This is a genomic window from Algoriella xinjiangensis (genome assembly GCF_900115015.1).
In the GTDB taxonomy this organism is placed as follows: domain Bacteria; phylum Bacteroidota; class Bacteroidia; order Flavobacteriales; family Weeksellaceae; genus Empedobacter; species Empedobacter xinjiangensis.
This window is the reverse complement of the sequence record NZ_FOUZ01000001.1, coordinates 142,004-166,879: the sequence shown is the minus strand read 5'-3', so window position 1 is coordinate 166,879 and position 24,876 is coordinate 142,004. Positions and strand designations below refer to the sequence as shown.

Sequence of the window (24,876 nt, the reverse complement as noted above, 5' to 3'; positions counted from 1 at the left end):
GTGTTTATTGTGAATATTATTCTGTTAAATAATTGTATTATAGAAAAAATATTTTTAATGATAATGAATTTATTCTTTTGATTGAATTTTATTCGATGTTGAGGTTGTTTTTGTTATGGCTGAATAATATTAAAATGAAAAAAGGTGAAGCATGTGCTTCACCTTTTTGTAAGTATCTCAAATAATTCAATTATTTGATTAATTTTTGTAACATTTCGGGTTTATCTGTTGTGATATAATCAATTTTTTTATCCAACAAGTTTTGCATATCGTTTTCGTTATTTACTGTCCATGCATTAACAATTAAACCTAGGTTTTGAGCATCTTTTATCCATGTAGGATTTTTTGTAAACAGAGAAAAATGGTAATCAATTCCTGTAAAATTCATTTGTTTTGCTTCTTCGGGAGTTAAATCGCCTTTTAAGTAAGAAACATGACTATTTGGATTGTGTTTTTTAAACTGTTCGCAAATATTTTTACTAAACGAAATGTATTCTACTTGATTTTCTACACCTAATTTTTTTACTAATTTTAGCGAAGCCAAAACCGCGCGATCTTCATTTTCTTTCGATTTGTGCGGTTTCAATTCAAAAATCATTTTCAAGTTAGGATATTTTTTTCCTTCAATTAGATATTCTTCTAATGTTGGTAATGTTTCGCCATTTTTGAGTTTCAAATTTTTGATTGTACTAAACGAATTTGTTTCGATATCAATACCTTGAATATCACTATCGTGATTTACAACTAAAACGCCGTCATTTGTTATAGAAACATCAAATTCGCTACCATAAACCTTTATTTTTGCAGCCATTTGCAAGGCTTGAATAGAGTTTTGTGCATTGGTTGGTGTGTCCCAGTAGCCACGATGTGCTATCACTTTTGTTTGCGCACTAAGTGTAATTGTAGAAAGAAATAATGCTACAAGAGTTAGTTTTTTTACTGTATTTTTCATCTTAATATTTTTTTAGAAAGCGTATCTAAAACCGATTTGAATTTGGTATGGATTTCCAGAATAGCTTGTTGTTCCTGTATTTGTATTTACATTGTAGACAAATTCTTGTTTGTCTGAATCAAAGCTTTTTATAGAATAAATATTTTGCTTTCCTAGGTTTTTAGCTCGTCCCCATTCTTTGTTTAATAAGTTTGCAAAGTTAAAAATGTCAGCAGAAATCTCAAAACTATGTTTGTTTACAATTTTTATTTTTTTAGATAAACGTAAATCTAAATATCCGTAAAAGCCATTAATACCACCATTTCGTTCGGCAATTTTACCATAACTATCACGTATATATTTTTTTGTACTTTTTTCTACATTTGGATTATCTAGAATAGTTTGAATTCCTTCTTTTATGTATGTTGGTGTAGTTGGGTTATTGATATCATAAATATAAGCTAGATCATTAGAATTTACAAAGTCGCCATTTACATTTCCGCTAACGCCTAAAGAATATCTTGTTCCACCAATTGCAGAAAATCTAATACCTGCATTTATGCCTAAAAATGTTGGAGTTGTACCGTATACAACTAATTTATGACGAAAATGGTTATCAGAATACGTCATTTTACTCAAATTTCGTGGGTCATCATTTACCATTAATGATAAGGTAGCCGAGTTAGCAACGTTTCCGTTATAAGACGTATTGTCTTTTGTGTCATTCCATGTATATGATACAGATATTTGCCCTTCTTTGTAATAGTTGTAGGTACCGTCAAGTACAAAAGCAAATTGATTTACTTTTCCGTCGCTTACCATTTCTAAAACACGACCAACTTTTGATGATTTTCTTCCCATCATCCAGTCTGTTGCGCCATTTGTCTTGCTTATTGAATTTGCAGGGACGTAAACACCACGATTGTCTTCTGCAGTTATGCGGAAAAAAGGATCGTCGACCATATTTCTATCAATATACATGTAATTATTTCTACCTAAAGACATGTATGCATGGGCACCAACTTTGAAACGACTATTAAAAAAGTGTGTGTAAGATGTATTTGCTTTGTAAACAACAGGAACTTTAGCATCGGAAGCGTTCATGTTGATGGTTGATATTTTTTGAATATTAGGATTATTAAATAATTCTGCACCAGGAGCAGAGTTAGGATTTTCTCTATAACCAATAAAATCTGGACGTGGAACTAAATCGCCCTGAACATCAATAGAAGCGACTTTTGTGCCATCAAATACCATGTTGTTAATCATTGCATAATTGTTGATATCTGAGCCAAATATACCTGCACCAAAACGAATAATATCTTGTTTGTTTTCGTTAATATCCCATGTAAATTGAAAACGAGGTTGAACCTGAAATGTTTTTAAAACATTGTCTGTTCTTAATCCTAATTCATCATAAACCAATTGATTAAAATTTCCTTTGTCAAAGTAATGTGTATAATCTAAACGTAAACCTGCAATTAATTCTAAACCAGGCGCTAAATCAGTTTGTAATTGTCCATAAACACCAGTTGCTAATATGTTTTGTTTTACGCGTTGATCGTCATTTAAATAAACTTCTCTTGCATAGCGATATGGTGTTAGGTTGTTAAAATTATCCATTCCTGTAAAATAATAACGTCCATTCATTTCGCTTCCATAAAGCGAATTCATATTTGTATACATTAAATCAGTTCCGAATGTGTAATTTACTTTTTCTGTGTTTAAATATAAATTATCTGTTATTTGAAAAACGTGATTGTAAAAATTTTCAGGAGAATATCGTTGTCCACCAATCTGAATATTTGTAAAAACATCTCGTCCACCAACATTAGATTGTACACGCTCTACAATTGCGCGAGGAATATTGGCTTGAGGAAGTTGTTTGTTTGGAGTAGATTCTTCTGAAGTATATAAATGTTGAACTTTTAATTCATTTGTAAGTTTAGAATTTACTTTTGTACGTAAACTAGCCATAAAACTGTTATCAATAGATTTTACATCTCCAAAAACTTCGTATAAATTAATGGTTGTATTATCTCCTAAACCTAAATCGTTACGATCGTTTACATAATTGTTACGTAATGTTAGTAAATTACGATCGTTAATTTGCCAATCTACACGTAAAAACAAAGCATCTGTTCCTCTTTTACGATCAAATTGTCCAAATTGTGGTGCAGATGAAACACCATATTTTTTTCTTGCAATATCTACAAATCGATCTAATGTAGATTGAGATAAATTATATCTTGCTTCGTCGGCATCATTTTGTATATCAGCAATAATCAATGGAGAAGAGTGGGCTTGATGATCCCATGCAAAGAAATAATGAAGTTTATCTTTTATAATTGGTCCACCTAAAGTAAAACCATATTGATAGGTAGAAAATTTAGAATCTCTTTTATTTGCACGAATATCATACGGACTAGATAGCCAATCTGCACGTCCAAACATAAAAGCACTACCAGCAAGTGTATTTGTTCCAGATTTTGTTACTGTGTTTATCGTTCCACCACCGCTTCTACCAAAAGTAACATCGTACGCATTTGTAACAACCGCAAATTCTCGTACAGACTCCATTGAAATTGCGTAAGGTCCGCCATTTCTATTTGTTGTACCACCAGATGTGGGATTTTTAGCCGTCATTCCATCAATTGTAAAGTTTGTAGAAGATGCCAATTGTCCTGAAAGATTACTTCCTGAACTTAATGGAGATAAATCAATAAGAGAAGTAAAATTACGTCCATTTACGGGTAATCGTTCAATGTCTTTTGCAGTAACAGATGTAGAAGAACCAATGTTTTTAATGGTATTTTTAAGAGAATTTCCTTTTATTTCTACTGCTTTTATCTCAATAACTTCTCCTGCATTAAAGCTAAAATCAATTTTAATATCATCACCAAGGTTTAATTGATAACCATTTTTAATCTGCTCACCTAATTCAACCGAATATGCAATTACGGTATAAGGACCGCCTAAAGGCAATTGTTTGAAATAAAATTCACCTTTTTCATTTGTTGTAGTCGTAGTTGTAAAACCTGTTGATTCATTTTTTACCTCTACTGTAACGGCATGTATTGCTTGTCCATTTTCGTTGTTAATTTTTCCTGAGATAGAACCTTGGGTTCCTTGCCCATAAACGCAAATTGTAGATGCTGCTAATGTGGCTAGTGTTGTAATTTGTCTTATCATGTTAATGTAAAATATGCTTGTTGTATTTTTCTTTGCAAACATAATTTAGCAGTGTAAATTGAAGGTTATTACAGATTAAACGTTTAGTTATGATAATGTTAATATTGTTAAAAAAATATCAAAAATCTAATTTATGAGGAATGTCCTATGTTATTGTCTTTATAAGTTATTTGTTCAAAATAAGAAAGATTTGTTTTTGGTATTGAATAATTAATTTAGAAAATAATTCTGTAAAATATATTATTCTGGAATTATTTTAATTTAAACAACTAATAATTCAGTATAAATAGAAAAATATAAATTATTGTTTAAAATTTTATTTGGAATTTAGAATTGCTTTGCATTAAATTTGTCCTCAGATATAGTTCATTAAAATTTACAATTTATCAAGAAAAGTGGAGGGAAATGGCCCTGCGAAGCTTTAGCAACCTGACAATTTTGTCAAGGTGCTAAATCCATCCTTTTTAGGAAAGATGAGTGAAAGACTTGTTAAACCAATCACAATTATATTAAATTAGTTTTTAGTTGGTTCAATTGTTTCATTCGACAGTTGAACCAATTATTTTTTTCTTCACTTTTTACTTGATAACTTATTTTCAGAACTACATAATCATAATTACAAAGGAAAATCTTAAAATGAAAAAATTAAATATCGGTTTATTCGGCTTTGGCGTAGTAGGAGAGGGAATTTATAAGGTTTTAGAAGAAAAACCACAGCTTAATGCAACAATTAAAAAAATTGTGATTAAGGATCTTACAAAACCAAGAAATGCACCTAGTGAATTGTTTTCGTCAAATGCAGATGATATTTTAGAAGATGATGATATAAATGTTGTTGTGGAGTTGATTTCGGATTCTGACGCAGCGCATAATATTATTGTAAAAGCTTTTAATAAAGGAAAACACGTGGTAAGTGCCAATAAAAAATTGATTGCAGAACATCACAAAGAATTATTAGAATTACAAGATAAAAATGATGTTTCGTTTCTGTACGAAGCCTCTGTTTGTGGGTCTGTTCCGATTATTAGAAATTTAGAAGAATATTTTGATAATGATTTATTGAATTATGTTTCTGGAATTGTAAATGGAACTACAAATTACATTTTAACAAAAATGGCAAATGAAAACGAATCTTATCAAGATGCGTTGAAAGCCGCTCAGGATAATGGTTTTGCAGAAGCCGATCCAACTGCTGATGTCGAAGGTTTTGATGCAGCAAGCAAAATTTCTATTATTACGTTGCATGCTTTTGGGCAAAAAATTAATGTAGACGATGTGATTAGAAAAGGAATTACTTCGTTGCAAGTTCAGGATTTTAAATATGCCAAAGAAAAAGGATATACAATAAAGCTAATTGCAAAATCTAAAGTTAATCCAGAAACAGGAGAAATTAATTCGACAGTGTTGCCAACTTTTGTTCGTTTAAATAAAACAATTGCGTTAGTAAACAACGAATATAATGGCGTTTTGATTGGAAGTTCTTTGTCAGATGAACAATTTTTGTATGGAAAAGGAGCGGGAAGATTCCCGACTGCTTCGGCTGTTTTGAGTGATATTTCTGCATTAAAATATGATTATAAATACTCAATTCGTAAATACGACAATACGCAAGAAGGTAAATTTAATCAGTCCGGAAAATTAAAAGCTTATATCGGTTTTAAAGATCAAAAAGATGATGTTTCTAATTTATTTGATGAAATTGAAGAACGTTTTCAAGGTAAAGATTACAGTCATATTGTAGGATTGATTGATATTAATAAATTAAAACAAAAAGAATTGATAGAGAATCCAAATCTGTCTTTGATTATTTTAGAATAGTTTTAAAAACAAAAAGAGTAACTAATTTGTAGTTACTCTTTTTATTTTATTGACGTTATAATTGATTATTTTTTCTTAAAAAATGGATTGAAAGAAATTCCTGCATTAATATAAAATGTTGGGTCAGAATCTAGCTCATAACTGTAATTTTTAAATGATTCGTCTTTGTTAAAGATTCTCGAATTCATAATGTATTTATAGCCAGTTTTAGCTGTAAAAACAAATGATTTTCCTAAAAGATGTTCGTAAATTAAACCATTATTAAGTTCGGTTTGTCTAAATTCAAATTTATCCGAAGAAGCATTAATATCATAAATATAGAATGAGGTTTTTGCTAATTCTGATCCAAAAGAAAGTCTGCCAGATTTTGCAATATCTTTTTTAATCATAACTCTTTGAGGCATCAATACGTCTAAAGTCCAGCCATTATTCAGTTTTCTTTCGTAAGTAAAAGTTGGAAGAATAGGAACTTGTGAAGAAGGATCGATAACCGCAACTAAACCAATTAACATTTTGGTTTTTTCATCAGATTTTAAAATTAAAGTTCCTGTAATTAGACCTTTTACGCGTTCAAAATGTTGTTCACTTCCATCAACAATTACACTTGAAGTGTAAATCATTCTTTTGTTGAATAATTTTGAGAAATACGTAAAATTTACAGATGAATAATGATAATGAAAAGTATTATCAAGCGAGTTAATAGGATTGTTTTTCGTGTCTTTTACATCAGTAGAAATATTAGTCATTTCATAACCAACAGAAGCGCCTAATAACCATTTTTTCTTTTTAAGAAATACGGTGTTAATACTTGCTTTGGCTTGAGAAAAATTATTAATTTCTCCATTAGCTAAATCTCCATTTTTTGATTTTAAAGTAAAATTATAAGGTGTAAGTTGAGTAAAACTAACATTCAACGGCTTTGCAAAATCAAATTTATCGGCAATAAATGCCATAGAATTTTCCTTGATTTGAGAAAGAATTGTGTCGTTTGTTTGGCCATTAGTTACAGTAATTGCAAATAGGCTTAAAATTAAAAATGAATATTTCATGGCTAATAAATAATTGTATCGATTATAAAAAAGATAAATCTAATACTTTTGTTTCGTATTAATTGGCCAATAAAATATTTTTAATTCAATTTTTTATTAATTGATTCTGTCTATTGACGTTAACTTATCAAGAATTTCATCAAGTTGATTATTTTTAATTAATCCAAAATATTTACCAATAACTTCTTGTTTCTCGTTGATTATAACCCAAAAAGGATAATTTATTTGCTCATTTTCTTCAGTAAAATGTAAGGTAAACGAATGATTGTTCTTTTTTTGCTGAGTAGATTTTGCAATATATATTTTTCCTAAAAAATTAATATCATCTAAACTTTCTCCATTTATTTTAAGAAAATAAACATCATTTTCTAATTGAGTTTTAATAGTTTTATTTTGCTCAATTTCTTTTTCTTGAATTTTACAATAGGTACACCAATCTGTATAAAAATAAAGTAAAATTGGTTTTGGATTAGATTGAAACTGAAGATTAAATTGATTTAAATCCAGTTGTCCAAAACAAAGGTTATAAATCAAAAAGCTAATTATTAATTGGATATTTTTCATTACATAATTGTATATCGTAAACCAATAAAACTTCTAATTCCTTGTAATGGCGCGTAATTGTAAGCTGTGTCAAAAGTATAACCATTTGGATTATTTGTAGGATCATTTACATGATTATTAAATGGATCAAAAGGTCGCATCAAAGGATTTTTAGGAACAAAATTGAAAATATTTTTTACACCACCATAGATTTCAAATTTATTGAAAGTCTTTGTGATTTGTAAATTTGTAAGCATATAAAAGGGCGAGAATTCTGATCGATAATCATTTGGTAAAATAGGCAAACGCATTTTTCCGTACCAATTTCCTGTTAAATCTACACTCCATTTTTTAGGAAATGAATAAGAAATGGTATAATTTCCTGACCATTCTGGTGCATGAATTTGTTGAATTTTTTCGTATTCATTTTCTTCATTCTTTTCTTTTCGATAAACTTTCATGTACGAAATTCCTAAGTTTATTTTTAAAGGAAATCGAAATGTAAGGTCGGTATTTACAGAAATACCCTTCGAAATTGCATACCCATCTAAATTATCATAAATAATTGCACTTTGATCGGTTTCAAAATCACCTACAATTTTATTTGTAAAATGCGAGTAAAATGCTGTAGCATCTACATTAAGATGCCCAAAACTAAAGGTGTCGTTGTAAACGTAATTCAAATTTCCATTATATGATTTTTCAGGATTTAGGTCTGTTTTAATCACTATTTTTCTTGAGCCACTTAAAGCTGCGTGATCTTCTGTAAATAGATTAACCACACGAAAACCTGTTCCAAAACTCGTTCTAAATGTATGATTTTTTGTTGGCGAATATTTATAAGCAAATCGCGGAGAATGTATGTCTTTGTGGTGCTTATCATAATCTAATCGATAACCAATTAATAATTTATTTTTTGAATTAAGCGTAATTTCATCTTGTAGAAAAAATCCAGGTAAAGGAGATTTCATGGGTTGATTTGTAATTCCATCATTGTTTAAAGTTCCAGGCGTATTGTCATCATAATACGTATAACGCATAGCTGCACCAGCTAAAAAACTATGATTTTTAAATTCTTTATCCCAATAAATTTGGCCAAAAATAACATTTTGTTTTGCTTGATAGGATGTAGCACCATAAAATGAATTTTGTTGATGATAATTATATGAAAACTGCGTGTAAATATCCTCTTTTGTAGGCAATTGATACATCGCAATAATTTCGGCACGATTTGTTAAAACACTTTCGCCATAAACCTCATTACTTCCACGATGAATGCGTTTATCGTATTGCATTTCGCCACCCCAACGATCTTCGTATACATAGCGAGCGGCTAAACTTGCGGTTTTATTTTCGGGACGTTTAAAGTTCCATTTATTAAAAATAGAAATACGATCTTGTAAAGTTACATCTGTAAAATTATCCTTGTTTTTATCTTGTTTATTGTCAAATAAAAAATAATTTACACCAAGTAAACTGCTTATTTTGTCAGAAATCTTGGCTTTGTAAGCTAAATCGATATTGTTTTCTAACCAAGTTGTGGTGTAAATATCAGCACTAAATTTATTTGCCTTTTGAGGATCTTTTGTAATGATATTTATAATTCCGCCCATCGCTTCTGTACCGTAAAGTGAAGATGCCGGACCTTTTACAACTTCTATTCTGTCGACTAAACTATTCGGAATTCCATTTAAACCATAAACGGTAGACAGAGCAGAAACAATTGGCATTCCGTCAATCAAAATCATTGTATACGGACCTTCCATTCCGTTAATATGTATGTCGCCAGTGTTGCAAACATTGCAATTTAGTTGAGGTTGTATACCGTTAATCATTCCAATTGACTCAAATAATGATGGATTTGGATTGGTTTTAAAGTATTTTGATGAATAAACTTCAATCGGTATTGGCGAATCTTTTCGTGATACAGGCTTCATAGTTCCTGTTAAAACAACTTCATCAAGATTGTCAATTGTTTGTTTTGTTATTATGCTATCGTTTTCATTTTCTTGTGCATAACAAGTTGTATAAATTGTAGCTAGTAGTATGGAAATATATGTTTTCATTATTAAGTTATTTTAATAGAATTAAAAAGTTAGACAAAGCTAACAAAAATATTTTAATAATGTTTTTAGAGAAGTAAATTAAACTTTGAGTTATATTTGTTAAATGAATTCATTAGTCGAAGAAAATTATTTGAAGGCTCTATTTCATCTTTCAGGAAATGGTGTAGGAGAGGTTAATGTAAAAGATTTGAGCAAACATTTGGAGATTAAAATGCCGACTGTTAATAGTATGATGAAAAAATTGTGCGAAAAAGAATTGGTGATTTATGAAACTTATAAACCACTTCGATTAACAGAAAGAGGAATTTTTAAAGCATCATTAATTGTTCGTAAACATCGTTTAACAGAAATGTTTTTGGTAGAAAAAATGGGTTTTGGTTGGGAACAAGTTCATGAAGTTGCAGAGCAGATAGAACATATACAAAGTCCGTTGTTTTTTGATAAAATGGACGAGCTTTTAAATTATCCAAAAATGGATCCGCATGGTTCGCCAATTCCAGATAAAGACGGTAATTTTGAGGCAATTAATTACAAAAAATTAGCTGATTATTCTGTTGGTGATGAGGTAGAAATTTCTGCAGTTACATCTTCTTCAGAAGAATTTTTGAAGTATTTAAATTCGAAAAATATTCGATTACATGATCGAATAAAAATTATAACAATAGAAGAATATGACGGAACGATGATTGTCGAGTTTTTAAAAGATAAAAAACGCGAAACGTTTAGTAAAGTTGTAAGTTCAAAATTATTGGTAAAATAAAAAAGGGAGTTTATTAAAACTCCCTTTATATTTTCTGAAATTATTCAGCAGAACCTTTGATTCTGAAAATTTTTCTTGACGCTACAGGATCATTTGATGTAATTGTAACAGATTTGTTAAAATCTCCTTTTACTCCACCAGTAGAATATTTAATTACAATATCTGCAGATTTACCAGCTTCTATTGGCGTTGTTGGATATTCTGGTACAGTACAACCACAAGAACCAACCACACTTTTTAAGATTAATGGCTTATCTCCTGTATTTGTTACTTTCATTTTAGAAGTTACTTCTGTATTTAACTTTAAATTTCCGAAAGCAATTTCTTCTTTTTCTAATTTAAGTTCTTGAGCAAAAAGACTTGTTAATCCCATTACAAAAGCACCTACAAACATTATTTTTTTCATAACAATAAATAATTACTAATTCAAATCTACAAAACATTTTACTGTTTTGACGTTAATTTTTTAAAAAATTATAATTCTCTAATTTTATTTAAAGATATAATTTTTAGGATAAAAGCAATATTCATTCCATTAAAAATTAATTCTAATTATAATAATTCACAATTTATTTTTTAGTTCAGAAATCATTCACATTAATTTTATAATATTGACTTAATTTGGGAAATCTGTACCAATAAATAAGGTTTAGTTGTGCAGATTGTTTAAATTTGCACAAATTTATTTTTAAGAAATAGAGAATGGAAATCGCATCTAAATATACGCCTCAAGAGGTTGAAGACAAATGGTACAAATACTGGATGGACAATCAGTATTTTAAATCAACACCAGACGAACGCAAAGCATATACAATTGTAATTCCTCCACCTAATGTCACAGGTGTTTTACACATGGGACACATGTTAAATAATACGATTCAAGACGTTTTAATTCGTCGTGCTCGTATGCGTGGTTACAATGCATGTTGGGTTCCTGGTACAGACCATGCTTCAATTGCTACTGAAGCAAAAGTTGTTGCGAAATTAAAAGAAGAAGGTGTTTCTAAATTTGATATTGGTCGCGAAGAATTCTTAGGTCATGCATGGGAGTGGACACACAAACATGGTGGAATTATTTTAGATCAATTAAAAAAATTAGGTGCTTCTTGTGATTGGGATCGTACAAAATTTACGATGGATGCAGATTTATCAGAATCTGTACAACGCGTTTTTATCGATCTTTACAACAAAGGGTTAATTTACCGCGGATATCGTATGGTAAATTGGGATCCAGAAGCAAAAACTAATATTTCTGACGAAGAAGTAATTCACGTAGATAAAAACGGAAAATTATATCATTTACGTTACCAAGTAGAAGGAACTGATAAATATATTGTAGTTGCGACAACTCGTCCTGAAACTATTTTTGGAGATTCTGCGGTTTGTATCAATCCAAACGATGAGCGTTACGAATGGTTAAAAGGTAAACAAGTTATTGTGCCTATTGTTGGTCGTAAAATTAATATTATCGAAGACGAATATGTTGATATCGAATTTGGTACAGGTTGTTTAAAAGTTACGCCTGCGCACGATGTTAACGATTACGAATTAGGTAAGAAACATAATTTAGATTTCATTGATATTTTTACGGATGATGCGAAACTTAATGAGCAAGGTTTAAACTATGCTGGATTAGATCGTTTCAAAGCGCGTAAAGAAATCGAGAAAGAATTAGAAGAAAAAGGTTTACTTGAGAAAGTAGAAAACTATAACAATAAAGTAGGAACTTCTGAAAGAACTGGAGCTGTGATTGAGCCTAAAATCTCAAATCAATGGTTCTTAAAAATGACAGATTTAGCTAAACCTGCTTTAGATAATGTAATGAATGATACGATTAAATTTCATCCTGCGAAATTTAAAAACACGTATCGTAATTGGATGGAAAATGTAACAGATTGGAACATTTCTCGTCAATTATGGTGGGGACACCAAATTCCTGCATTTTTCTACGGTGATGGAAACGAAGATTTTGTTGTTGCTATGAACAAAGAAGAAGCGTTACCATTAGCACAAGAAAAAACTGGAAATGCGGCATTAACTATCACAGATTTACGTCAAGACGAAGATGCATTAGATACATGGTTTTCATCTTGGTTATGGCCAATATCAGTTTTTAATGGTATTAATGAGCCAGAAAACGAAGAAATCAATTATTATTATCCAACTCAAGATTTAGTAACTGGTCCAGATATTATTTTCTTCTGGGTTGCTCGTATGATTGTTGCTGGATACGAATATAGAAACGAATTACCTTTCGAGAATGTATATTTTACAGGAATTGTTCGTGATAAACAAGGACGTAAAATGTCTAAATCTTTAGGGAATTCGCCAGATCCAATTGAATTAATGAACGAATACGGTGCTGATGCAACGCGTATGGGTATGTTGTTAACGGCGCCCGCTGGTAACGATTTGCCTTTTGATGTAGATTTATGTTTACAAGGACGTAATTTCGCTAATAAAATTTGGAATGCTTTCCGATTAATCAAAGGTTGGGAAATTGACGAAAACTTACAACCTTCTACTGCACAAACAAAAGCAGTTGAATGGTTTGAACATAAATTTAATGCACAATTAGCTGATATCGAAGCAAATTACGAGAAATATCGTTTATCAGATTCGTTAATGGCAATTTACAAATTGGTTTGGGACGATTTCTGTGCATGGTATTTAGAAGCGATTAAACCTACTTTTGGAGAGCCAATAGATCGTCAAACATTTGATGCAACAATTGGATATTTAGAAAATGTATTAAAAGTTCTTCATCCATTTATGCCATTCTTAACAGAAGAAATTTGGCATTTAATTGCTGATCGTACAGATGCAGAAGCAATTATTATTTCGGATTATCCAGAAGTAAAAGCCTTTGATGAAGTATTAATTCAACATTTCGAAAATACAAAAGAAGCAACTACTGCAATTCGTGGTTTACGTTCAGAAAAAGGAATGTCGCCAAAAGAAGCATTAGAAGTTTTTGCTGATACAAATGCGGGTAACGAAATTTTTGTAGATGTATTTACAAAATTAGGAAACGTTTCTAATTTCAATACAGGAGATAAACCCGAAAAAGGTTTTGCTTTTCGTGTTGGTACGTTAGAGTTTATGATTCCGATGTCTGATAACATTGATGTAGAGGCAGAGCGCGAGAAATTGCAAAAAGAATTAGAATACAATAAAGGTTTCTTAAATTCGGTTCGTAAAAAATTATCTAACGAAAAATTTGTTGCTGGTGCGCCAGAACAAGTTATCGCAAACGAGCGTAAAAAAGAAGCAGATGCTTTAGAAATGATTTCTCAAATCGAAGAGCAATTAGCAGCTTTATAATAGGATTTAATCAAATTTTAGATAGAAAAACCACTTCAATTTTGAAGTGGTTTTTTGTTTTATGAACAAAAGTCATCTTTAATAAATGAGTCGTCCGAAAGTTTATTCCTAAATTTGAATCCTTTTATTAGACACGTTTTAACAATCAAAATGCAATATATAGAGCTTTTACTTATCGGAATTTTTACAGCTTTACTTGGTACTTCTTTACCAGGTTTATTGAATATGACTGTGGTAAAAATTGGTAAGAATGAAGGATATAAAAGTGCCTATACTTTTATAAGCGGTGTAAGTGTTGTAATTGCAATTCAGGTTTATTTGGCTATTTTTTTTGCTGAATTTATCAATTTTAATGAAAAAGTAACCTTATTATTTAGAGAAATCGGACTTTTTGTATTTATAGTTTTAACGATTTATTTTCTCTTTTTTGCAGAAAAAATTGACCGTAAAAAGCAAGAAAAAAAACTTGAAAACAACGAAGTAAAAAAGAAAAATAAATTTATTTATGGTTTATTTTTAGCCGCGATTAATATTTTTCCGATTCCGTTTTATGTATTTTTAAGCGCAACATTGGTTTCTTATAACGTTATTGTATTCGGAAATCCTAACAGCTCTATTTTCACTTTAGGCGTTGTTATTGGCTCGCTTATTATGTTTTATTTGTACTTACGTTTTTTTAACAATAAATCTAAAGACAATTCATTTATTTTAAAAAATATTAATTATGTTATTGGCGGAGTTACAAGTGTTGTTTCACTTTTGACGATTTATCAGTTGGTAAAATAAAACCCTCAATTTACTTAATTGAGGGTTCTTTTTGTACTAATTTTTTTAGACTAAATTTTAAAAATATTATTTACTCTAAAAATAGATTCGTCAGTATATACTATTTTCTTAATTTTAATTACAAATTTCAAATCTTCAAATTTTGAATAGCAACATCATCATTGTCAAATTGATTAAAGTCAAATGCAATTGGATTTGAAAGAACTTGGTTTGGTACAATTTTACCGAAGTTCTTTCAACCAACTCCTTTAACTGGAGAAGCTATTTACAGTTGTGAATTCCTTTCAATTTGGTATTTTTACCGAAGTTCTTTCAACAGACTTGTAATAATCTTTTTGCTGAATAGTGTTGTGAATTCCTTTCAATTTGGTATTTTTACCGAAGTTCTTTCAACCTATAGAGCCTCTAATCCAATGGGTAAATAGTTGTGAATTCCTTTCAATTTGGTATTTTTACCGAAGTTCTTTCAACAATAATATATTCATTTAACTATGTAAATGGGTTGTGAATTCCTTTCAATTTGGTATTTTTACCGAAGTTCTTTCAACTGAATGATTTTTCTTTCACCTTTCAATGTGGTTGTGAATTCCTTTCAATTTGGTATTTTTACCGAAGTTCTTTCAACTAGGCTTATAGTAATCAGATACATCACGCAGTTGTGAATTCCTTTCAATTTGGTATTTTTACCGAAGTTCTTTCAACAGCTTCAAAAAAAGAACATGATTATTGGTTGTTGTGAATTCCTTTCAATTTGGTATTTTTACCGAAGTTCTTTCAACTTGATAGGTTAATTAAAGAAAACAACACTAGTTGTGAATTCCTTTCAATTTGGTATTTTTACCGAAGTTCTTTCAACTTAATGCAAGCTTATAAGCAGTATTCGGGTGTTGTGAATTCCTTTCAATTTGGTATTTTTACCGAAGTTCTTTCAACACTATATGCTGACAAAGAACACGATTTATTGTTGTGAATTCCTTTCAATTTGGTATTTTTACCGAAGTTCTTTCAACTGAATCTATTTTATATTCTCGACAAGTTGAGTTGTGAATTCCTTTCAATTTGGTATTTTTACCGAAGTTCTTTCAACACGATATCTAAAATAAGCGTTCTCAGAGCCGTTGTGAATTCCTTTCAATTTGGTATTTTTACCGAAGTTCTTTCAACTCAATCACTCTACATCTTTCAAAACCTCCGGTTGTGAATTCCTTTCAATTTGGTATTTTTACCGAAGTTCTTTCAACATAGGTGACACAGCAGTTACGTTAATCTTAGTTGTGAATTCCTTTCAATTTGGTATTTTTACCGAAGTTCTTTCAACTTGACGAGATAGCTTTTACTAGCAATCCTGGTTGTGAATTCCTTTCAATTTGGTATTTTTACCGAAGTTCTTTCAACTAGGTGGTATTCCTACAATTGTTATTCCTCGTTGTGAATTCCTTTCAATTTGGTATTTTTACCGAAGTTCTTTCAACTTCCAAAGCATAATTATAGAAGCATCTTTAGTTGTGAATTCCTTTCAATTTGGTATTTTTACCGAAGTTCTTTCAACATAATTACTTAATGGACCAGCTTAAAAATAGTTGTGAATTCCTTTCAATTTGGTATTTTTACCGAAGTTCTTTCAACCTAAAAAAGACACTTACGAAAAAGCAAATAGTTGTGAATTCCTTTCAATTTGGTATTTTTACCGAAGTTCTTTCAACATTCGCACATTCATTTTCGGGTTGCTCCCAGTTGTGAATTCCTTTCAATTTGGTATTTTTACCGAAGTTCTTTCAACAAAAGATGATACAGCAGATCAAATCGCAGTGTTGTGAATTCCTTTCAATTTGGTATTTTTACCGAAGTTCTTTCAACACAATTAGCTACGGATATTAATTATAAGTAGTTGTGAATTCCTTTCAATTTGGTATTTTTACCGAAGTTCTTTCAACCCACGCTTGGAATATAGCTCCATCTGGCTGGTTGTGAATTCCTTTCAATTTGGTATTTTTACCGAAGTTCTTTCAACAGGAGAAAAAAATAATTGTACTATAACATTGTTGTGAATTCCTTTCAATTTGGTATTTTTACCGAAGTTCTTTCAACCATCTTCAACGTTATTATCCATAACCCCGTGTTGTGAATTCCTTTCAATTTGGTATTTTTACCGAAGTTCTTTCAACGAAAAGTAATACCTGTAGGTACTTGTGTTTGTTGTGAATTCCTTTCAATTTGGTATTTTTACCGAAGTTCTTTCAACTTTATGTCACAACTTAAACGTTTTGCAGTTGTTGTGAATTCCTTTCAATTTGGTATTTTTACCGAAGTTCTTTCAACTGCAATTAAGCTGGTCGGAGGCTATATACAGTTGTGAATTCCTTTCAATTTGGTATTTTTACCGAAGTTCTTTCAACTCAAGCATACTTAACACAATATATTTACGAGTTGTGAATTCCTTTCAATTTGGTATTTTTACCGAAGTTCTTTCAACATAAGCGGTTTGTATAATTTTATCCATTACGTTGTGAATTCCTTTCAATTTGGTATTTTTACCGAAGTTCTTTCAACCTTCAAGACGTTTAATGTATTTTAATTCTAGTTGTGAATTCCTTTCAATTTGGTATTTTTACCGAAGTTCTTTCAACTTAAATTATAAATTTAAATTAGATTAAATTGTTGTGAATTCCTTTCAATTTGGTATTTTTACCGAAGTTCTTTCAACTCAATGGTTTCCTTATCTGTTTCAATTGGTGTTGTGAATTCCTTTCAATTTGGTATTTTTACCGAAGTTCTTTCAACGTATGGTTGGTAATTTAGTGAGTAATTTATGTTGTGAATTCCTTTCAATTTGGTATTTTTACCGAAGTTCTTTCAACTATTGTCTAAGGAAGAGCAGTTAACGTGTTGTTGTGAATTCCTTTCAATTTGGTATTTTTACCGAAGTTCTTTCAACTTGCTTCATTTTCAAATGATTCGCTTGGTTGTTGTGAATTCCTTTCAATTTGGTATTTTTACCGAAGTTCTTTCAACTATCAAATAATTCTTTAGGAATATCATATAGTTGTGAATTCCTTTCAATTTGGTATTTTTACCGAAGTTCTTTCAACTAATTCTAATTTCTCGGCACTCCATATCCTGTTGTGAATTCCTTTCAATTTGGTATTTTTACCGAAGTTCTTTCAACACCAATTGTTGATTTTTATAACGATTTAATGTTGTGAATTCCTTTCAATTTGGTATTTTTACCGAAGTTCTTTCAACGCACTATGGAAGTAATGACGATAATATTTCGTTGTGAATTCCTTTCAATTTGGTATTTTTACCGAAGTTCTTTCAACCTTTTCCATTTAAATAACATAAAACCCTTAGTTGTGAATTCCTTTCAATTTGGTATTTTTACCGAAGTTCTTTCAACGTATTTGATTTTCTTGAGGAGTTGTCCATTGTTGTGAATTCCTTTCAATTTGGTATTTTTACCGAAGTTCTTTCAACAGGTCAAGGAAGTATAACGGCTGGTATTGCGTTGTGAATTCCTTTCAATTTGGTATTTTTACCGAAGTTCTTTCAACTGTTATTTTAGCACCTTCTAACCCTAATGCGTTGTGAATTCCTTTCAATTTGGTATTTTTACCGAAGTTCTTTCAACAACAGAAGCAGAATAAACGTCTTGATCTAAGTTGTGAATTCCTTTCAATTTGGTATTTTTACCGAAGTTCTTTCAACAACTCCGACGCCAAAGCTAAACCAATGTGCGTTGTGAATTCCTTTCAATTTGGTATTTTTACCGAAGTTCTTTCAACCAACAAGTGATTTAGAAGTTACAACAATCGGTTGTGAATTCCTTTCAATTTGGTATTTTTACCGAAGTTCTTTCAACCTTGCGTATGAATAAGGTTGATGAGCCTTTGTTGTGAATTCCTTTCAATTTGGTATTTTTACCGAAGTTCTTTCAACTTTTTGGATTTCCTCCAGCGTATGCTTCTGGTTGTGAATTCCTTTCAATTTGGTATTTTTACCGAAGTTCTTTCAACCTTCTCGCATTGTTTTAGCTGCAGTTTCATGTTGTGAATTCCTTTCAATTTGGTATTTTTACCGAAGTTCTTTCAACTTTTTGGATTTCCTCCAGCGTATGCTTCTGGTTGTGAATTCCTTTCAATTTGGTATTTTTACCGAAGTTCTTTCAACTTCCAAACTTCTTTTTCACACGCTATTTCGGTTGTGAATTCCTTTCAATTTGGTATTTTTACCGAAGTTCTTTCAACAGATTTCGTCCACTTTTGCTAGATCAATCAGTTGTGAATTCCTTTCAATTTGGTATTTTTACCGAAGTTCTTTCAACTACAACCAACACGAAGTAAAAAAAGTTGGTGTTGTGAATTCCTTTCAATTTGGTATTTTTACCGAAGTTCTTTCAACAGGTAGCGGATGGAGTGGTAATGTAGGAATGTTGTGAATTCCTTTCAATTTGGTATTTTTACCGAAGTTCTTTCAACTTCATAATCCGTATGCTTTTAATGAATACTGTTGTGAATTCCTTTCAATTTGGTATTTTTACCGAAGTTCTTTCAACAAGAACAATATTTAAAAACGGCGTTTGGGCGTTGTGAATTCCTTTCAATTTGGTATTTTTACCGAAGTTCTTTCAACGATATTATAAAAAATATATCTAAATTTACCGTTGTGAATTCCTTTCAATTTGGTATTTTTACCGAAGTTCTTTCAACCTCAATTTAATTTCTCCGCTCTAGGAGTGGATTACAGAGGTTGAATAGAATTAAAAAAACAATAAAAAATCCTATGTAATTATAAAAACATAGGATTTTTTTCATTTCTATTAAAAAAGTTCTAATTGTTGTGGACCAGCAGGTAAATCGGTTTGTTTTTTAGAAAAAAATATTTCCATTTGACCAAATTGTTTATCGGTAATGCAAATAATTCCTACTTTTCCAAATTCGGGCAAAAAATTTTTAGCACGTCGAATATGTACTTCTGCATTTTCTTTACTTGGACAATGACGTAAATAAATGGAAAACTGAAACATTGTAAATCCATCATCTATTAAATCTTTTCGAAAACGAGAAGCTTGGCTCCTTTGTTTTTTTGTTTCGGTTGGTAAATCAAATAATACTAATACCCACATAATTCGATATGCATTGTATCGCGAAAAACTCATACCAATTCTGGATACCGAATTACGCGATGTTCTCCTGTCATACACTTATACAAAGAGCTGGTTGTCGAACTTAATGCAACCAATAATGGTCGTGTTAAACCATCCATTTTTACATCTTTTGTCGCAATATTTAGCAAATGTGTTTTTGCTTCTCGGCTCATTTCTGTTGGTCGAAACGGTTTGTTCATCCACTCTATCACCAATTCGTCCACATAAGGTCGATAAGGCTCCATAATATCATCTGCTAAACAATACGCATTATATTTATTGCGATGAAAAATACCAATTGTAGGATTAAGACCTGAGCTTACAAGCGCTCGCGCAACCATACTTCTAAGAATTGCATACCCAAAATTGAGGTAATTATTGGGTGCATCGCCATCTCGCTCTCTTGTAAAATTATCAAACAATTGTTTCCAATAATGTTGTGCTGCAATTCCTTCCATATTAGTCGTATCACCAGATTTCACATTGGTTAAATAAGTTTGCATAGGTTCTGAAACATGCCCAAATTTTGAAAGTAAAGCTTTTTGCTGATAAATTTTAGCCTCAACCGTTTGTTTCCACAATTGTTTTCGCAAAGGTTCGGATAAATTTATTTGATGCTTTAAACGTTCGGAATGCTCTACGTGACCAGCCATCGGCAACATTAATCCATGTGGTAAATGCGATTCGTCACAACTAATAACCGCTACATTATGTTGCTGTAAAAACACAATTAATTGATGACTAATCGTTATTTGATAATGATCTAATACTAAAAAACCCAAGTCTTCAACGGGAATGGATCCTTTGAGAGCTTTAGTTTCTGCATCTTCAATTTTTAGCTGATTGTCTTTTAGTTTCAAATAACTGGGATTGCCGATGTAAATGGTACGTTTTAGCATAATGTTACATTTTTGAAATATTTCCTAAACGGTCTACTTTTAGTTTGATACAAATATCTTTAATCATAATTCCTTCAATAGACCTTTCCATTTTATTTAATGCAGAAAATTCAACTTTGTTAACTATTGAAACGGAAATATCTTGACGAATAAAAAACAATTGATAGGTTGAAAAACTCACAACTTTATAAACCTGTTTATTATTTATATCATCATTTTCATTCGGAATACAAACCAAATCGTTTGGAGATAATGTAAACAATAAATTATGTCCTTTTTCATTCGTTTCTGGAACAGATGTTAATCCTTGTTTTTGTCTTTCAACCACTACGTTTAATGGAATGGTTTCATAACTGCGTTTTCCGTCTTTGTCTGCATAAACCCCGAAGAAAAGATTGGTTCCTTTCGCTGCTTCAACAAATTTATCTGTTTTATTACCCGTTTCTCCCAAAGCAAACTTACTTCCTTGTTCGAAAACTCTGACTTTTAAAATAGGTTGATGATTTTTCCCATCATTATATTGACTAATATTTTGATTCAATTCTTCAATTCCTTCAGGCGAAAAAGCTATTTCTGGCTTATTCTCTTTTGCTTTTAAATAATTCAATAATATTTTTTGAATTCCAGTATCAGTAATAGATTCAATCGATTTTTCAGTAAATGAACTGTCTAAAGATTTACGTGTTGCGGTTAATATTTTCCCTTTTGCAACTTTAATTCTATCTAGATGTACTTTACCCGAAACGGTTTCTTTGTGCAACGGTTTTCTAATCGCCCAATTTGTTCCTTGTTGAGAAATTAATCCTTTTACAGGTTTTCCATCTTTTCCAATTCTTAAATTTCCGTTTTCTTCTTTGTAACTCTCGTAATAATTGGTTGCTTTGTTAATGACACGCGTATTTTGCTTGAAACTTACCACAATTCCATCTAACTTATTTTTTGCATCAACAGTGAAACTTTCCCAAGGTTTAAAGAAATCTTTTGGAACTTCACGCTCTATTCTTTTGCCAGTTTTAGTATCATCATAAGCTATTTTTTCGTATTTGCGGAGTTTACGATTAAGATCAAATCTTTTTGTATCCGATTTTGCAGATTCATTATTTAGTAAGTTAATATGATCTCTCGTTGCACAAGCAATTACCAAAGCATCCATAGCATGATGGCGATGGTCGATACGTTTTTTAGAAAAACCTTTCGATAATTCAATCGGAACGGTTGGTAAAAACTTTTGATGATTTTCATTCCAAGTTGTGAAATCTGTAGAATTGGTTAAAGTATTCATTCGTTCAAAACGTGGTAAAACCAAATCATTCCAAACATCATTCAATCCCCAATCTTGTTTTAAACGAGTGGTTATTTTTCCGTTTCCTGGTAATATATTTTTAGAGTTTACACCATCATCATTGCTTCCTGCTTTATCATCTCGAACAATATTAGAAAGCAATTGACTGATATATTTGCTGATGTAACGTGTGTCATTCAATTGACGTTCAATCATTTTTTCTGGAATTTCTTCCAACATTAACTTATTACGTTTTCCTCTATTTTTACTATAATTTTGCTTAACAAAATCTTCGTAATCTGGAACTTCTAATATTTTTACTTTTCTACCGTGTCCACAATCAACAACTTCTCCGTGATGATTTTTAATGAAAGCCAAACCAATTTGGTTGTCTTTTAATTTATTTACAGCCGATTCGCAAATCACTTTATTACTCATACTATCATCAAAATATCGACTTTGTGGAATGATATGTTCAATCTCGTATTCGTGTGTAAATAATTTATTCAACGGAATCATTTGACCAGTATAAGGCGAACGATAACGCTGCTCTAACCAAAGTTTGTAACGTTTCAAATCCGAGCTTGAAGGTTGTGCCGTTTTACTAATTTTTAAGATTTCTTCATCGATTTCTGTTTCAGCGTTCAATACGCCTTCTTCATAAATTTTCAAAATATCCAATTGACTTGGCGAATATGAACGTACATTTTCAACCGAATTATCCGTTGCCATTTCTGCCAATAAAGCTTTCAAACGCAGATTTGTATTCTCGTTTTCAGTCACTTGATTGGTCATACTTTTGCGATCATCTGCGGTATTTTTCATTTCTCGACCCAGTTCGATATGAATTTCATCAAAGAAATCTTTTGCACCGTTTCCGTATTGTTGCCAAATGTCTTTTACCACACGCAACGTTTCCGTAATCACTTGTTCTACAATCGGATTTCGCAAAGAATGTTGTTTAAACTCTTGCAAAAAATCTTCTAAATCTTTTACAGACGACCATTTCCCAGCAACCGAAGCTTCGGAATGACGACCGTAAACAACATATTGAGCCAACCAAAGTGGCAAATTCTGAAAATCTGTTTCTGTGGCTAAATGTTGTGCTTTTTCACGAACACGATCTTTAATTTTCTCGTCATATTCGCCTGTAATAATTTTATCAATTCTATCTTTAGAAGTAGTTTGAATAGCATCGTAATTCCAATCTTTTCCAAAACGCATCAAAGGCAATAATTTCTTAATTGCTTTTTCAGAAAAACTCCCGTAATCACTTTTAAAAGGCGGAAATTTCTTAAACGAATCTACAAATTCAATTACATTTAATTGATGTTTTTCGGCAAACTTATGTAAAGCTTTTTCGTATTCAATTTTATCATTTACCGAATAGATAATGTGCCACAAAGCCATTTCATTTTCAGAATTTAAGAAATCCGAAGGTGCATTTTCAACTTTATCCAAACGAGATTTTATTAAACCTCTGGTTTCATTGCAAGGATATTTTTTGTCTTGTACATAATTCCAACGGTATTTTTCAGTTTCGCCTTTTGCGAGTTTTTTACCTTCATTTTTATGCTTCAACAAAAATTCTATCAATTGTTTTTGCTCAATTTCCTTTCTATTATTCAAAAAATCAAATAAAACTTCTTTATCTTCAATGCTCGAAATAAAATCCGCCGTTACATTTGCATCATCGTCATTTCTATAAATAACCAAATTTTGTAACCATTGCAACAACCTAAATTCCTGATAATATGGATTGGATTTTGAAGTGGTTTTTAAGGGTTGAATAATTTCATTGCCATCTTTATCTTTATAAATTCGAGATTCCAAAGGACAATTGCTAATGGTTGATTTCTGACTTTTCAACGGACGCTGATAAAACAAAATGTCTTCCATTATTAAATGCACCAAGTCTTTCCCATAAAGCATTTGCTGATGTTGTTCGTTGTTTTTATACAATTCACGCACACAATCCATCAACAAATTTTCATCTTTAAATTCTGAATGAAATTCCGCTTGTTTATTTAATATTTGTTTAAGTTCGTCTTTGTAAAACTTACGTTCAATAGTTCGAACTAACTTTCCCTTTATCTTTTGTTTCGGATCTAATAACAGATTTTCGTAAATATAAGTTCCAACAGTTTTATGAGAATTGTCGATTTCTTGTTCCGTTTTAGTTTTAATTGCTATCCAATCTTTTTCAGAATCAACAGCTTTAAATGTCCTTTTAATATCTCCCGTCTTAAGCAATGATTCACTTACAATAAATTCTTTAGTACGACCGATCCAATCCTCAGTTTTTACTATTTGCCTATCATATTTCCATCCGTTTTCAAAATATACATCATACAAGATTTTATCCTTAATCTTATCTCCAGAATCAATTACTTTATCAACTTTCAATTGAATAAATTGCTTATCTTTTTCTTCATCAAAATCTTCTCCTCTCAATTGATAATAACCACGTTTTTGATTAAAATTGAGAATAATCCACGCCAATTCTTCTTTCTCAATTTTCTGAATTAAAGCTTTTTTTCTCAAATAATAAATGGTCCAATCGTGAGGAATTAAAGCTTCTTCACCTTTTCTATTAATTAAAAACTGCGGTTGATTTTGCTTAAAATCTTCCAACATCTCATTAAATGAATTCTGAAAAAGAAATGCTTTATCATAAGCTAACTTAGGTTCAGTTCCAGAAATAAATTGCCCAAAACGTTTGGTAAAATCTATTTGATTACTATAATGTTTAGGAAGAAAATTTAATAAATGAAGTACACGATGCAAACGTTCTCGTCTTAATAAATGTCTTTCACGAAGTCGCCGAACACCTCTATAACCTGTACGTTCGGCAGTTTGTGAAATAGAATTTCCTCGCCCGAATTCTCCCAAAATATCTTGCGACATTGGAATAATTCGACTTCCCATTCCAAGGATTTCACCTTCTTTATTATCAAAGTTTTGTTTTATTAACGCCCAACCAATAGAGTTGGTTCCCAAATCTAAACCTAATATATTTTTCATCTATGATTCAATTAATTATACAAAACACAATATAGCTATAAAATAAATTACAGAAATAC

Annotated in this window: 13 protein-coding genes, 1 CRISPR repeat array and 1 riboswitch; of the genes, 4 read left to right on the top strand and 9 right to left on the bottom strand. The window is 30.9% G+C overall.

The window, feature by feature from the left end; all coding sequences use genetic code 11:
* Positions 1-190: 190 nt before the first annotated feature.
* Together BM072_RS00730 and BM072_RS00725 are read right to left on the bottom strand one after the other, a co-directional pair.
* Positions 191-952 (bottom strand): glycerophosphodiester phosphodiesterase, encoded by a 762-nt coding sequence (locus BM072_RS00730; RefSeq protein ID WP_092905565.1) that lies wholly within the window; start codon positions 950-952, stop codon positions 191-193.
* 12 nt (positions 953-964) lie between these two features.
* Positions 965-4,123 (bottom strand): TonB-dependent receptor, encoded by a 3,159-nt coding sequence (locus BM072_RS00725; RefSeq protein ID WP_092905563.1) that lies wholly within the window; start codon positions 4,121-4,123, stop codon positions 965-967.
* Positions 4,124-4,503: 380 nt separating this feature from the next.
* Positions 4,504-4,603: riboswitch (SAM riboswitch) on the top strand.
* 156 nt (positions 4,604-4,759) lie between these two features.
* On the opposite strand from BM072_RS00725, the gene BM072_RS00720 reads away from it, so the two are divergent.
* Positions 4,760-5,941: a homoserine dehydrogenase gene (locus BM072_RS00720; protein WP_092905561.1), complete on the top strand. Its 1,182-nt coding sequence runs from the start codon at positions 4,760-4,762 to the stop codon at positions 5,939-5,941.
* Between the two features lie 65 nt (positions 5,942-6,006).
* On the opposite strand, the gene BM072_RS00715 is transcribed toward BM072_RS00720, so the two are convergent.
* The 3 genes from BM072_RS00715 to BM072_RS00705 all read right to left on the bottom strand — a co-directional run bounded on the left by BM072_RS00715 (position 6,007) and on the right by BM072_RS00705 (position 9,599).
* Positions 6,007-6,990 (bottom strand): DUF6268 family outer membrane beta-barrel protein, encoded by a 984-nt coding sequence (locus tag BM072_RS00715; RefSeq protein WP_092905559.1) that lies wholly within the window; start codon positions 6,988-6,990, stop codon positions 6,007-6,009.
* Positions 6,991-7,086: 96 nt separating this feature from the next.
* Entirely contained in the window at positions 7,087-7,554 is a 468-nt protein-coding gene (locus tag BM072_RS00710; protein ID WP_092905557.1) for a thioredoxin family protein, read from the bottom strand.
* Positions 7,554-9,599, bottom strand: a complete 2,046-nt coding sequence (locus tag BM072_RS00705; protein WP_092905556.1) for a TonB-dependent receptor plug domain-containing protein — start codon at positions 9,597-9,599, stop codon at positions 7,554-7,556. Before BM072_RS00705 ends, BM072_RS00710 begins: the two co-directional genes overlap by 1 nt.
* A gap of 103 nt (positions 9,600-9,702) precedes the next feature.
* Between BM072_RS00705 and BM072_RS00700 the strand changes: the two genes are divergently transcribed.
* The gene (locus BM072_RS00700) at positions 9,703-10,359 is read left to right on the top strand and encodes a metal-dependent transcriptional regulator (RefSeq protein WP_092905554.1); all 657 of its coding nucleotides are present in this window, start codon (positions 9,703-9,705) and stop codon (positions 10,357-10,359) included.
* A 40-nt stretch (positions 10,360-10,399) separates the two neighbouring features.
* On the opposite strand, the gene BM072_RS00695 is transcribed toward BM072_RS00700, so the two are convergent.
* Complete coding sequence (locus tag BM072_RS00695) at positions 10,400-10,765, bottom strand: DUF1573 domain-containing protein (protein WP_092905552.1); 366 nt, start codon at positions 10,763-10,765, stop codon at positions 10,400-10,402.
* Between the two features lie 296 nt (positions 10,766-11,061).
* Here BM072_RS00695 and BM072_RS00690 point away from each other — a divergent pair, with 296 nt between their 5' ends.
* A complete protein-coding gene (locus BM072_RS00690) occupies positions 11,062-13,683 on the top strand; it encodes a valine--tRNA ligase (protein ID WP_092905550.1) in 2,622 nt (873 codons plus the stop codon).
* Positions 13,684-13,833: 150 nt separating this feature from the next.
* Positions 13,834-14,469, top strand: coding sequence for a LysE family transporter (locus BM072_RS00685; RefSeq protein WP_092905548.1), 636 nt, complete (start codon positions 13,834-13,836; stop codon positions 14,467-14,469).
* Between the two features lie 270 nt (positions 14,470-14,739).
* A CRISPR array of direct repeats spans positions 14,740-19,175; the repeat unit is 47 nt; unit sequence GTTGTGAATTCCTTTCAATTTGGTATTTTTACCGAAGTTCTTTCAAC.
* Between the two features lie 110 nt (positions 19,176-19,285).
* Here BM072_RS00685 and cas2 read toward each other — a convergent pair.
* Genes cas2 through cas9 form a run of 3 tightly spaced genes read right to left on the bottom strand, consistent with a single transcriptional unit; the run spans position 19,286 to position 24,817 of the window.
* Positions 19,286-19,624 carry a CRISPR-associated endonuclease Cas2 gene (gene cas2 / locus BM072_RS00680; protein ID WP_092905546.1) on the bottom strand — a complete coding sequence of 113 codons (339 nt, stop codon included), beginning with the start codon at positions 19,622-19,624 and terminating at the stop codon, positions 19,286-19,288.
* Positions 19,621-20,511, bottom strand: coding sequence for a type II CRISPR-associated endonuclease Cas1 (gene cas1, locus BM072_RS00675; protein WP_092905544.1), 891 nt, complete (start codon positions 20,509-20,511; stop codon positions 19,621-19,623). Before cas1 ends, cas2 begins: the two co-directional genes overlap by 4 nt.
* Positions 20,512-20,515: 4 nt before the next feature.
* Positions 20,516-24,817, bottom strand: coding sequence for a type II CRISPR RNA-guided endonuclease Cas9 (gene cas9, locus BM072_RS00670; protein ID WP_092905542.1), 4,302 nt, complete (start codon positions 24,815-24,817; stop codon positions 20,516-20,518).
* Positions 24,818-24,876: the final 59 nt, after the last annotated feature.